Below are 15,023 nucleotides of genomic sequence, written 5' to 3'. Positions count from 1 at the left end.
CTCAGGTTTTTCTGTTCTATGAACCTCACTATTATTGATTTAGAGAATATACTCTTAATCAATCTTAGAAGGTTTTATAATCCTAGTCTTTCTTTGTTTTTGCTACAAAGAGAGCAGATAGGGCTAGGCTAACACCTGCTAGGAAGAGGGCTGTGTCAGATTGACTCTCACCTGTTGCTGGCAAGCTCTGTTTTGCTGTTTCTTGTCTAGCAATTTCTTGTTTATGATCTGGAGTCTTACCTTGATCAGAAACTAGAGTGCTAAGTTTAAACTCAGGTTTCTCTACTGTCGGAGCTGCTTGGTCGCCTACTGTCGATAATGGACCTGTGTATTCTGGAAGCTCATGTACCAGTGCCATAACAGCATTGACACCGCCCTTGAACTCAGGTTTCTCTACTGTCGGAGCAGCTTGGTCACCTACTGTCGCTACTGGACCTGTGTACTCTGGAAGTTCATGTACTAGGGCTTCAACTGCATTGACACCACCTTTGAACTCAGGTTTCTCTACTGTTGGAGCAGCTTGGTCACCTACTGTCGCTACTGGGCCTGTGTACTCTGGAAGTTCATGTACTAGGGCTTCAACTGCATTGACACCGCCTGTGAATTCAGGAACCTCAAGAACAGGTGCTGGCTCTTCGCCCTTACTTGATTGAACAGGTTCTTCTGTTAATTCTTGATGGAAGCTTGCCAATTCATAAAACTCAGCCTTGCCGCCTTCCCAGACTAATTTGACGTCTAGAAGAGAGCCGCCATTTCGGATAGCAAAAGTTTGGAGACTGGATGTAATGGCACCGAGGTCTGTCCAGCTGTCTTGACCATCCTTGAGTGTTCTAGCAAGAATACGTGCTTTCGCTCCTTCAGGAAGACTAGAAACGAGACGAAGGTGGTTAGCATTGGTCGGCTCAGACAAGTGATAAACCAACTCGCCCTTGTCTTTTTCAGACTTATAGCTGGTCAAGACTTTTCCGTCTACAAGATTATTGTAGAAGTTGCCTTGGCTTTCTCCACCGCTTCCTTCTACTGTTGGATCATTGATTGGTTTGACAAACTCACCATCGTTGATGACCAATTCTGTAAAGCCTACAAAACGGGCATCATAGTCTGCCGTATAGAGGACACGGAGATAGTTAGCTTTGACTGGTGTCGTCAATTCACCCTCGATATAGCGATTTCCTGGCATCTTAGAATCATGTGTCCAACCATCTGTCAATGAATCATCGTGTGGACTATTAGCCACACCATCTCCTACTGTCACGACATCTGTCCAAGTTTTACCGTCTTGGCTGACTTGAATCTTACCATCACGAAGATAGTTTTGAGTTCCGTCTTGGATGTAAGCTCTAATCTTCTTGATGGTGCGTTCGCTGCCAAGTTTCAAGGTCACGTGACCATCTTTACGAGCATAGTCTGAAAACTCAACAAAGTTGTTGTAAACACCATCAAATAGTTGATCTAGGTTGTTCAGTTTACGAACATCATTACTTCCGTATGTTGGGTGAATTCCCATTGAAGTTGATTCCAATTTTGTTGGTTGCACTTCTTTAGTCGTCACAAGGAGAGAAGTGGCTGTCACAGCTTGTTCCTGATCTGTTTTATTGACCAGACGAACATAACGTACCAAGTGGCTTGCTGCAGATCTATCAGTCAACTGACTAGCTGGCGTCCATTCTTGTGCATTTGCAGAGTACTCAAGGCTAAGAGCTGGGTTGGCTTGGCCTTGGAGCTGGATGCTCTTGATTTGATGGATACGGTCAAGTTTCATACCTAGATAGCTATTTGCAGGAAGTTTGGTTCCAGCTGGAATTTGAAGTTCATAATGTCCCAAGCTATCCACTACCGGCGTTTCCTTCAAGGCATCGACGTTGGTGTCTGTTAACTCACTGTTTCCAGAGCGTGTCTCAACAGAGAAGTCCTGGATACGCCACCAGAGGTCAAGGGCCTTGGTATTGCGGACTCGGATGTAACGAGCATTGATCGCTCTGGTCACTTCCTTGGTTTGCTCACCTGACAAGCGATCGAGTTCCTGCCAAGTAGTACCGTCTGTAGAATACTCAAGCACACCTGCTGCAAGTTTATCACCTGTTCCTTGGCGAAGTCGTACTTTAGTGACTGACTTGACTTCACCGAGGTCAAGTTGTGCCCAAGCATCTACTGGTGTCGTATTGCTACCGTCAGCATTTGCCATCATGGCTTCTGTATTGTCCTTGCCATCAGTGATTTGACGGGCTGAAGTATTTAGTTTGTAAACTAAGTTTGAGCTTAGACTAACTGTCGTTACTTGTTGGCTACGAACTTTTTCAACTGGACGGTTGACTGCAATTTCCTGAACTGCAAACCAAGTATTCTCGCGATCTGCTGTCGCAATCATGCGAACTGCCTTGGCCTTGATATTGAGATTTTCAAACTTAAGAAGGGATTCATTTCCGACATAGCTTGGCTCTTTCAAGGTTACCCAGTTATCGTTTTCATCTTGATACTGCACTTCTGCCTTACTAAAGGTATCACGTGGATTTGCCTGCGTTCCCATAGCAAAGGTCAAGGTTTGAATCGCTACTGGTTTGTTGAACTTCATACCAATATAATCACCTGTCTTGATGCTATTTGGTGATTTAATAATCGCATGGGTTGCCAAGTCGCCATCCGTTACTTCTGCCAAACCACCTTCTACCCCTGTTCGATTGGTGATAAAGGTGCTGATGATTTGGTCTGGGTGCAAGACTTTTTGAACTTCAGACGCTAGAACTTCCTTCAAGGATAGGATAAATGGACGAATATGTTGAACACCCAATTCAGCTTTTTCCATATGGTCTACATAGTGGAAGGTGTGAGTTTGAGACTGTTCGTAGAACTTCAAGCCTTTATAGTAGCTATCCCAGAGTTTGGCTGCATCGTTTGTAGCCATGGCTTCAGTTCCTGTAAGGAAGGCATCGAGGGCATTCATTTGATCGATTGCATTATCCAACCAATAGTGGATTTGGGCAACCATTTTTTTATCGCCTGATGCTTTATAGAGTTCAGCTGCTTCTTTAATCTTGGCAAATTCTGCACGCAAGGCTGCACGTTCAGCAGTCACATCCTGACCTGCTTTGAGCTTGGTCATGAAGTCTGTTAATTTTGGAGCCAAGTCTACCGATTCTTCTAGTTTGACGACACGATTATCCATGTTTTGGTTGATCATGTGCTTACCAAGTTCGCGGAAGGCTGCTGATACCTTGCTATCTTCAAAATGACCATTTTCTACAAAGTTGAAGGCAATATCATTGATTTTCTTGGCTTCTTCTTCTGATTTCCACTGTTTCCATGAGTATTGAGCTCCTGAAAAGAGGGCAATCTTAGATGGTTCAGACTGTTGCATTGGGTTCAACATGATACCAGATAGCAAGCTAGGATCCACATTCGGATGAAGGAATTTCTCACCACCACCTAGAATCAAGTGCTGTTTAGAGTTATCTGTTACAGGCCAGTTAATCCAAAGTGAAACTGGGCGATAGGTCTTTCCACCTGCGGATAGATTGTTCTTGAGAGTTGAAAGGAAGTTTTCAGAGACTTCGCCCCAAATCTTACCACCCGTCAAGGTCATGGATGTTGAACTTGGGAGATTTTCATTGAGGGATTTCAACTCATCCTCACGTCCATTACCCCAATACTGTCCAGGAACAAAGATCATTTCTTTGCGAAGACCGCTGTAGGTTCCCTGCATTTCAGTCAACCACTTGGTCATATCTTGCATCAAGCGGTTATAGCTATTGTAGCCTCCGACAGGGCTTGGTGCATCATCTGCAAGGATACCAAATTCGCGGACACCCACTTTCATCAACTGGGTAAATTTGGCCTTGATGGTTGCCAAATCTTCTTGGTAATGCGCTTCATTGCCAAAGCGGATGCGGTTGTTCATGAATGGATGGATAGTCCAGACATAGCGAGTCTTACTTTGATTTCCGACACGAGCAAGTTCACGGATTTCAGCTAGTTTTTCTTCTGGATAAAGTTCACGCCATTTCTTGTTGTGGTATGGATCATCTTTTGGTGCAAAGAAGTATTGGTTCAATTTCAAATCGCCGCCGTAACGCATGAGCTCTGCACGATCGGCATTCGACCATGGATTTCCATAGTAACCTTCGATGAAACCACGGTTCTTGAGCTCTGCGTAATCTTCTACTGTCACATTGCGAAGAACTGGAACTTGACTTTCCTTGAGCATATGTTTCAGAGTTGTCAAACCATAGAAGACTGCATCTGTATCTTTCCCGACGATAGAAATCGAGTTATCCTTGATGCTCAAGACATAGGCGTCAATCTTGTCAAAGAGACCTGCTGAAACCTTGGACAAGTTTTGCTCTGCTTGTGAACCTTGTCCATGCACTCCAAGATAGATATTGGTTGCGCCAGCGATTGCTGCCTTACCAGTTGTATAAGATACTTGATTATCCTGCAAAACACTCTTCAAGCGATTGCGAGTATAGATATCGAGTTGATCGCCCATGACCAGATTGACTTGCTTGCGAAGAGCTGTAACACCTTCTCCATAAGTCACCTTTTGTGGAGTTGGGAAGACCTTGTACTCTTTCTTGAGATAGTCTGCGCTCTTGCTGGCAGCTGCAATGCTATCTTCGCTAGCTGGTTTACTTGCAGCGAATTGTTCTGCCAATTCAACTGTTCCATCACCTGTTTGCTCTACTTTTGGTTTTTCTGGTGTAGTTGGTTTTTCTGGTTGACTTGGTGCAGGCGTTTCTTGCTCTTCTTTGACAGGTTTTAATAGATGAACTTCAGCTGCACTTGCAAAGCCACCAACGCCTTCCAATACTTTCAACTCAATCTTATTGGTATCTACCGCCGCAAAGTTGACTGTTTTTTCTTGGGCGTTGTTGTCCCAGTTTCCTTCTGAAACCTTGACCATTTGGCCATCTTTTTGTGCGTAGATTTCGTAGCGTGTCACAACACCATTTCCACCACCTGGGCGTGGGAGATACGTCAAGCCATTGACTTTTTCTGCTTCTTTCAAGGTCATAGTAAGGGTGTATGGCGCAGTGTCACCAGTCCACTTAGTATGCCAGAAGGTATTTGGATCATTGTCAAAGGCCTTTTCAACAGCGCCTTCAGTTGCGTTTCCTGGAAGTTGCTGACTGCTTGCGGTTGCTGTAATCTTATCATTTGAAATCAAACGAGGATTTACAAATGGTTTGTCTGACAACTCTGCGCTATGCAAGATTCCTTTGAAACCACCGATGCTTTCAAGCGGTAGTACCAAGCTATTGTGGGCAAAGCGAGGGTGGGCTGGATTTGCAATACGCTCAATCTTTTCACCATCCACATAGACTTCTGTAGATTGTGGTTTGGTCACGATAGAGATTTGATAACGTTTGTTCTTTTCAAGTTTTTTCTTGAATTGGATATGGAACTGTTCAAATTGATAAGCAAGGTAGCCATCTTTATCAGCTAAATAGATACGATTGTCCCCACTTGTTGAGAAGGTTTGTTCACCGTCTCCAGTGACAGTCACATCAAACTTCAAGACATGACTTGGGCCAACATCACCTGCCAAGCCTTCGATACTGCTGTCTTTCTCAAAAGCCAATCCCTGCTCGCTTGTCTTCACCTTCTTGCTTGCATAGTTCTTGACGGTTTCAGGATTGATGGTAAACAAGTCGCTTTGATCAATCTCTTTATCAGGATTTGACTGTGGCGCATAAGGGCTTGTTGGTAGGGTGCGTTCTGCAAAGGTCACAGCTGCACGGTCTGATCCCCAAGTGCGTTCCGCAGTGGTTTGCATGCTCTTGAAGAAGCGTTTGAAGATGTCATAAGAGGTCAAACCGGTCTCATGAAGGTCGATATTGTCATTCCAAACTGCGTGACCACCACCAAGGATACTTGGATGAGAAGCTGGTAGAAGTGGACCTCCACCTGTTCTAAAATCATTTGGTGTCCAGCTATTGTACTGACGTTCGTAGTTAGCATAGTCCCCGTAGGCTGCTTGACTATTGCTTCCACTTGGCACACTATATGTCGGCACATCTGTGATGTTGATAATTTTAGCTCCCTGAGCAATGGCTTCATTTGGTCGTTGCCATCCGATACTCCAGATATCAACCTCTACTCCGTTCCAATCAACAGGAGTGTTCCCACGTTTCGCACTGAGTGAGCCCCAGATACGAGGGGTGTAACCTTTAGACTTGATATATTGGGTCAAATCATTGACATAGCGACGGTAACTTTCTCTGCTACCATAGTATTCATCCGTTCCGATATGAACAGTGGATACCCCATGAAGTGGTGCATCTGGACCATCGAGGAGTTTGTCATAAACGGATTTGACAAATTTAAGAGTTTCTTCATACTTAGTATCCAAGTCCAGCATGGCAACTCGTTCAACATTGTGCTTGCCTGCATAATCGCTCAGGCTACCTTGATACATGAGGTCTGGGCGAACTTTGACAAAGGATAAGGCGTGACCTGGTGTGTCGATTTCTGGTACTAGATTGATATGCAAGGCCTTGGCAAGTTTAATCAGATTTTGCATTTCTTCCTTGGTATAGTGCTCATCTGATGTCAATTTTTGACCATTCTTACCGACAATGTCTGTCTCCACACGGAAACCAGTCTTGGCATGTTCTAGAACGTACTTAAGCTCTTCTTCTGGTGTTAAGCTCTTACCTGCCAAGTGTTCCTTAAGGAAGATATAGTTATCGTTGAGGTGCAACTGCAAGTCATTCATCTTGTAGTAAGCCATGTTGAGCATGATGTCTACAAGAGTGTCATAAGGGATAAATTTACGACCTGTATCCAACATAAAGCCACGGTGGCTGAAACTTGGGAAATCACGAATTTCGCCATTTTGTAGGTCTGTTTCTCCCATTTGAAGAAGAGTACGAGTGGCGTAGAAGGCTCCTGTGTTTGTGGCAGCTTCGATGGTAATCACATCATTTTGGATAGTGATGCCATACCCTTCTTTACCATAACCCTTGTTTTCAACCTTTTTAAATTCGATTCGTTTTTGAGCCTGCTTGTCACCTGTCGCCAGTTCCAATCCACGGCTGGCAAGGTCTGACTGGTAGAAAGTTGCAGCCTGATCAAAGCCCGAATCTCCTGTCGCAAGGACTGTATCTGAAGTGATAGAAGATTGGCCTTCTTTCCCATACCATTGTTGAACAGCTGGTGCTACTTTTGGCTTCACACCCACACCTTCGTCCTGATGTAGCCCCTTGATGACTACTTCAAACTCTTTTGTAAAGGTATGACTGTCTCTGATTTGTTGCACCATGACCTTGACGCGTTGGTCTGTCAAAGGCTTATAGATGTGATTTTGAAGGTCAATCACACCTTGCTTGTTGCTTCCGATGAGGCTGACTTTTCCTGGTAAAGTTGGTAAGACAAGAGACTGTCCATCTTCTGCTACTGTTAGTTCGGTTACTTGGCGGATATCCGTTACCTTACTATGGTCCGGAACGTTTGAATAAGCTCGAATTTCTTGGATTCCAACATTTCTCCAACCCATTGTGCCAGCTTGGTAATTATTGACCTCCAATTTGAGGTACTTAGCTTTGATACTTTCAGCTAGGTCAACTTTCTCGTCTAAAACAGGTTCTCCGGTTTTGGTATGAGCTAGTTTCCATTGTTTTTCTCCATTAGCGCCCACGTCTTCTTGACCTGCATAGTAGAGACTCCAAGATTTGATATTTGGGTCATTTTGCCCATTACGAAGACGACGATCCCAGTCAATTTCTACATGCTTGATGAGAGTAGTTTTTGGAAGAGTTAATTCGAAGGTTGGTTTTGGTACATCTCTATCTGTTGCCCAACGAGTATTGTCATCTCCATCAATGGCCTTATCTGCAGTAAAGTTTGTCCCAGTCTCATGGTTGCTCGCTTGGGCAGTAGCACCCTCGAGATGGTTGACATCTTCTCTATCTTCGATTGTCTTTTCAGCTGGTTTTACTGCTGGTTTTACTGCTGGTGTAGGGGTTTCCGTAGGTTGATTGTCTGCCTTTGGTGTTTCAACCGGTTTTGGCGTTTCTGCTGGTTTGGGACTTGCAGGACTTGTCTCTGGTTTTGTCTCTTCACTTGCTGCAGGATTGGTTCCCTCATCAGTCGCTGGAGTTTCTTCATGACTTGCTTCTGTTGCAGCTTCTGCATCCGCCTTTTCAAGCGCAGCGGCTAAATCATCTGGTAACTTATCCAAGGCTTGAACATGAGTGATACTTCCCTCTGTCTCTGAAGGTGTTGCTGTTTCTGCCGCCTGAACCATATTGGCGCCAAAGATACTAGCACCAATCATAACGGAGGCTGCACCGATTGCAAATTTTCTTATACTATAGTGACAGCGTTTCTCAAAAAAATGTCTATCCATCTTTCTCCTATTCCTTTCATCCGCATACATGAGTAAGCGGTATCATTTCTCCTTTGAAAAAGGAGAGAACCAAGAGGTCCTCTCCGGCTGTTTGTTCCTTTTGATTCGAATTGCTTTGAACAGCTGAAATCAAATCTCATTAATCTTCTTTACGTTTTGTCGCAAGGACCGCAGCAGATAAAGCGATACTCACACTTGCTAAGAAGAGGGCAGCTTCTGAACCATGTTCTCCTGTAGCAGGAAGTTTCTCTTCTTTATCTTCCAGAGTTTGGGTATCAGATACTGGGCTTGGAGTGAGCGGGTACTCAGGTTTTTCAACTGTTGGAGCTGCTTGATCTCCAGCGGTAGCCAATACACCTGTGTAGGCTGGTTTCTCGTTTACCAAGGCTTGAACCGCATTGACGCCGCCCTTAAACTCTGGGGCTTCATTGACAGCTGCTTCAACCGCATTAACGCCGCCTTTGAACTCAGGGACTTCATGTACAGCTGCTTCTGCTGCATTGACGCCGCCTTTGAACTCAGGTACATCAAGAACTGGTGGTTGTTCTTCCCCCTTGCTACTTGTTGGAGCGTCTGGTTTCGTAGCAGAATCTTTTAATTGGTTGAGATAGTCTGCGAAGTAGGCCACCATTCTTTCCGTCAAGAGATGGTTATCCGTCGCATATTTCATGCTCGCCTGAACGCTAGCCACTTCCTCTTGATTGTCCTTGTCTGTTAATTTCTGCGCCTTAGCCAAAGCTGCTTCATAGCCAGACATGTCAAGCGGTGTTTCTGCTACCTGTGGACGGGTAAAGATGAGTTCCGCTGCAGATTGGTATTTATCACCACCATCTCCGTAAGTCTTGGTACCAGTAAGGACAATTTTCTTAGCCTTGATTGTCTTGCCAAAGTCAATGTCTTTTGGCTTGTTGTTATCTGGCCAATCTGTCACGGTGAAGGTATGCTCCTTGCCAGACTCATCTGTGACAACCAGTTTCACATCACGCAAGTTACCATTTGAACCTGATCCACGTGGAACGTAGCGAAGTCCTGTGATTTCAGTTGGTTCTTTCAATACCATGGTTGCAGGCTTGCCTACATCTCCACCATTCCAAGATGTATGCCATAGACTAGACACATTACCATCAAAGGCATTCTCAAGACCTTCACCTGGTTGAGCTGGCGCATCCAAACTTTCAAAGTCTTCTGCTACCAAGGCTGTCTTCTTCTGAACCAAAGCATTCTTCAAGGCTTCAATCTTGGCAATCTCTGCACGCGCTTCTTCCACGCTAATGTCATCATCTGCCTGACTGAGGTTAAAGACTGCCTCTTTCAAAGCATCCATAGACTCTTTCGTGTAGTTGGTCATGGCAACCGTTGGCAAGTAGTTTTTCAGAGCATTTTCTGTCAACATCTTACCTGTTAGGGTAATTTCCTCAATGTGAAGATTGTCCATCATGAAGTCGTTGTAACCACGGAAGTTGGCATTTCCACCAGAATCACCACGAGTATTGCTTGCGTTTCCAGTTGAGTAGATACCTACCCAAGTATCGCCTGTTTCTGCACCTGTCACGAGGAAGGTTGCCTTCTTGGCTTTCTTAGAATCTGTCCAGGTATTTGGCAACTCGTGCATTTCCAAGTTGCTTGCCTGAGTACCGCGACGTCCTGATTGGAATTCTCCCTTACCGACGACAAAGGCGTAGGTATTGTCAGAGCCTGCTTCGTATTCAAAGGTTACACGGTAAGTCTTACCAGCTTCAAAACGGAAGTTTTGCGGAATAGTTTGGTAAACCAAGTTACGACGGCTCACTAGTCCATTTGTCTTCAATGACCAATTTCCTTCGATAACATCATCGACTTTCTTACCGTTCCATCCACGCTGTGTATATGGATCGTGTTTTTCAGACAAGTGAGTGCGGTTATCTTCGACACCTTCGACACCACCTACTACAAATGGGAAGATTCCTTGAGCTACATTTTCAAAGTCTTGTTTGAAAGTTCCTTGACCTGTATCATGCTTGTCTCCGTACATGCTTGAATTGTTTTCAAAGGTACGAATTTCATCAAAGTATGTTGCTTCATCACCAGCTTCACGACTCAATGTCAAAGTAACATTTGATACGTCCGATCCAGTTGTAAAGAAGGCGTACATGTTTTGGAAGTAACTTGTATCATCAACTGTAGCATTTTCACGACGATTGTTATGAGCATATGCTTTGATATAGTTGAGAGCGAGTGACTTATTGGTATAAGTAGTCACTTCTTTTTCGCCAGTATTCACTGTGATACTTGCCTTAGCATTACTACGGTTATCAACACCGACATAAACAGCATACTTGGTATTTGGTTTCAAGCCAGTCAGTTTCTGAGTAAGGCTAACCTTGCTCTTATTACCTTGGATACGAAGCATTTCATTTGCGCCTTGTGATTTGACAATTTCTGCCTTGGAAGCATCACCAGAGATGGTCCAGTGTTTCAAGGTTCCACTGTTAAATCCTTGGTCATAGATGTGCATGCCTTCGCTCCATGACATTTCAGGATTGGTTTGTTTTGAACGGTAGAGAACATATGGTTGATTTGCTAGAAGGTCTAGGGTAATCTTGCCATCTTTTACAGTTAGTTCTTGCTCTTCTGTCTTACCTTGGTCAGTTAGCTTGTAAAGGTAAACCTTGCTATTTGCCCAATCACTCGGAAGGGTCCAAGTTGTTGCACCAGCTTGCGTATTGAAGTAGTACATTTTTTCCTTTTCAGTAGTAAGTTTCTTACCATTTGCATCCCAGTTCCAAGGAGTCAAGTAAGCTGAGCCATCTTGGATGACACGCCCGTTGAGCGTTACTGTACGTTCGCGGTATTGTGGGCTATTGACATCATTTGACTTACGAGTCACAACAACCTTGTTACCTGCTGCATCGACTAGCTCAACCTTCATTTCTGGAGTCCATTTATAGGTGCTACCGTTATCAGACATGGTAACTGGTGTACCATTTTCCCATTTACTTACAGTGAAGTGTTGGAAGTACTTGGTCATCAAGTCATGGGCAAAGAGGTTAGTCACGTAGCCATTGTAATCACTTCTTCCTTGCCAGCCTTCAAAGTCTTTCATGCTGTAGCCACCTAGAAGTGGATAATCTGCTGCACCACCGTAACTTCTGTAGTCCCCTACCCAAGCATCTTTTTGATGGTTACGGATAAAGCGGGTGATGGCACTGTTGATACCTTTATTAGTATAGCCACCGTAGGTCAAGTCAGCAGCCCAGTGATGGAAGGTAGAGTCGTACTCACCACCATGGCCCCACTCGATTGCAAAGCGCCAGCCTTGCTTGTTGATTTCTTTTGCAAGAACGTGGGTAGCCCAGGCACCGTTATCACCTGATTGACCATTACCCCAAACGTCCACATAGATAAAGTCGAGACCGTCACCAAGTTTTTTCTTCAAATCTTCCCAACGTGCCAAACGGCCATGTGCTAGGTCATAAGCAGCATCAATGTTGATACCTTGGTCTAGCCAGTTCCAGCCATAGCTATAGCTACCATCTGGATTCTTACGGAGGATTTTTTCATTGAAGTATTTAGACTCAGGATAAGTCTCAGAAGCGTTAACATGGATACCTAGATGAGCACCATATTTCTTCGCTTTCGCAATCAAGGTCTTGAAATCTTCAACACCACCAATACGTTTACCAATATCAGCATAGTTCAAGTGACCAGAGTCATGGCCTTCGCTACCATATCCTTTAAGGAGAACACCTTGGCCAAGACCATCTGTATGGAGATTGATTTTCTTGATACCATCTAGAGTCATGAGGAATGGGTTTTGTGCTTGTGAACCAAAGTTCATCGCGATACGATAAGCTGTAATATCCTTAACTTTTTCCCAACCTTGGGGGTTGTTCATAATGCTACGATAAGCAATGGCACCATCTTGCCAATCGACTTTATTGTCTGCATTGGCGTCTTCGGTGATAACAACCTTGGCACTTGGAAGTTCCTTAGTATACTCTGGGAAGACAATGCCCTTATAAGCTTTTTCCCATTGCCATTCAGAGCTATGAATTCCGACATAGTTGGCATTTCCAACTGTTTCTTTATAGGCTGTCAAACGAGTCCAATCATACGAACCACCACCGTAGCTGTTTTGAGAGTTGCTCCAAACACCTGCAGCAAGCTTATCTGTAGAAACAAATCCATACATGTAACCCTTAGCCAAGTCTTTCATTGGATTGGTTACATCGATATGATCATCTCCGCTAACATGGGTATTGTTTGACATGGTTGCCCCATCAAACTTAGCACCAGCTTGATCACTCGAAACAGAGACTAAAGCATTACCAAGGAAACTAATCGTGGAAAGCAATTTTCTTTCGTCATCAATCTTTTGACCTGGAGTAACTTGATTATGGTTGACAATCTTGGTCACATCAAAGTGCAATTGATTATCCACAACTTGCAAACGAACTGTCATTTCCGCATTGATAAGATTAGCATCATCGCGAAGCTTCATCAAGTACTCTGCAGTTGTCTCATTGATTTTTTTGTAAGTAACTTCAGGTGTAACTTCGTGTTTGTTGATAAATACTTTATTGAATTGTTGAACTTGTCCTGGCAAGGTATGCCCGTTCAAACTGTATTCTTTAATACGTGGGAAGGCTTGGTCAATCACTGCTTTGAGGACCTTAGACTGGATCGTGTCATAAGTCACCTTGCTATCATCAATTTCAGGACCTGTTTCTTTTTCAGCAGGAGTATCCTCTGTTTTCACCCCCTCTTGGTTATCCGTTTTAACGCTAACAACTGTTCGCTCATCGCCATAGGAGCCCGCCTTGAGAAGAATTTTCTTCTCATTTTTAAGATGGTCATTGACCGCAGCTGGTAGAGTTACTGTATCAAAGAGTTTCTCATCATTATTCGTTGCATTGAGTTGTCCATCTGACTTGAGGGTAATTGATAGGCGGTTAATTGATCCTGTCTCAGGCGCTGCTACACGCCCCCCCTTATACCAGGTGCTATCGGTTGGAGATTTATACTCCCAGAACCAGCCGTCCTTATCATAACCAACAAAAACATTGTTCTTGGTATCTTTAAATTTCAAGAAGACACCAAAGCGTGATTTGCCCTTTTCAGAATCATCTTTGAAGGTTAAATCAACCGTCGCATTTCCATTAGCATCAACTGTCAATCCTTGTTTTTCAAACAAGGCTGGTTTATCGCCATTGTCGTTCTGTGCAGTTGAAGACAATTGATTGTAGCGGACACCTTTTTCTTCACGAACCGTAACTGTTCCTTGTTGCTCTTTATTCGCTACTGTTTGCCATTCAGGAGTTACTGTCTTAGGGGTTTCAGGTTTAGCAGCTGCAGGTTTATCCTCTTTTGGTTTTTCTTCAGCCGGTTTTTCTTTCTCTTCCAAGTCTGCTGGTTTCACACTTGAAATCCCCTGCATGTGGTCTTGGATCCATTTTAGTTGAGCTGGTGAGAAGAGAATACCTCCGCTCCGTTTTCCAACTACACCATTTTGGTGAACACCGACTAGTTTGCCTTCTGTATCAAAGATACCGCCACCACTAGCGCCCGGTTTTCCTCCTTGGTAACCAATCCCTTGGACACCTTCTCCGTATGGTTCCGCAAAATCAACTGTAGTATTGACAATCGGATTCAATTTCCCTTCTGGATAACCAAAGACATGAAGTTTATCTCCGATTTTCTTAACTACTGGCTTTTTGGTTACTTCAACAGGCGTATTTTCTAGAACTGTACGCAATCTCACAAGGGCCAAATCATTTTTGAAGCCCTTCAAATAGCCTTCACGATCCCAATGAATGATATCTTTCTTGCTAAACTTGACATCTGGCAATCCTGGATATGAGATGCTATAGATATCTCCATCCCCCTGATCATTGTCCACAACCTTACGGATATTGCCGTCTTGGCTGTCCTTGATAAAGTTATGAGAAACCGTCAAGACAAGGTCTTTAGCAACGACAATACCGCTGCCTTCTCCTGATGGTGTCTTAATCTTAACAGTCGCGCCGTAGTTTAATTCCCCATTGGTAGTCTTAGCCACATCTTCTGGGACGAGCTTCCCAGTATCTTGGGCTAATTGATCCTTGTCAACTTCGCGCCCATTGTCTTCAGCTTTCTCCAACTTATCTTCTAATTCTTTTGGCAGATTGCTTGGCTTTTCAGACTTTTCTTTTTCTTGAGCCAACAACTCTTCTTCTGTTTGAGGGCCTCCAGTAGTTTCAGCTGAACCAGGATTCTGAGCGGCAGCTTCCTTGTCAAAATCGTGCCCCTCATCACTAGCCTTCTTATCCAAATCAGCTAGTTCACTCGGCAAATTATCTGTTGAACCAACTCTTGCTTGATCAGCCAATACTGGGCTAGCTGCGAAGAAAGTCGCTCCAATCATCACCGAAGCTACCCCAAGCGTAAACTTACGAATACTAAACTTACAGCGTTTTTCAAAAAATCGTTTATCCATGAACTCCTAAATCCTTTCATTTTCCAGTAAGCGTTTACATTTCTTTTTTAAAAAATACTCCTTTCTCTGAAAGTGCTCTGCTTAACTGTTATAAATAAAAAATAATTGTACTTTTAATATAACAAATAAAAGACCAGAAAGCAATAGGAAATAGGTAAAATTCACTAAAATTTTCTCTTTTCTGAACAGTGCTAACGCTTAGAATTTTAAGAATAGCTTTACAGC

The 15,023-nt window shown here is 43.8% G+C and carries 2 protein-coding genes; both read right to left on the bottom strand.

Annotated features, from left to right (window positions below; all coding sequences use genetic code 11):
* Positions 1-82: 82 nt before the first annotated feature.
* Positions 83-8,344 (bottom strand): SIALI-17 repeat-containing surface protein, encoded by an 8,262-nt coding sequence (locus B7721_RS04015; protein ID WP_084877635.1) that lies wholly within the window; start codon positions 8,342-8,344, stop codon positions 83-85.
* Positions 8,345-8,483: 139 nt separating this feature from the next.
* Complete coding sequence (locus B7721_RS04010; protein WP_084877633.1) at positions 8,484-14,798, bottom strand: SpGH101 family endo-alpha-N-acetylgalactosaminidase; 6,315 nt, start codon at positions 14,796-14,798, stop codon at positions 8,484-8,486.
* Between the last annotated feature and the right edge of the window lie 225 nt (positions 14,799-15,023).

This window comes from Streptococcus oralis subsp. oralis (genome assembly GCF_002096445.1).
Classification (GTDB): Bacteria; Bacillota; Bacilli; order Lactobacillales; family Streptococcaceae; genus Streptococcus; species Streptococcus oralis_N.
This window is presented reverse-complemented; position numbering and strand designations above follow the sequence as displayed.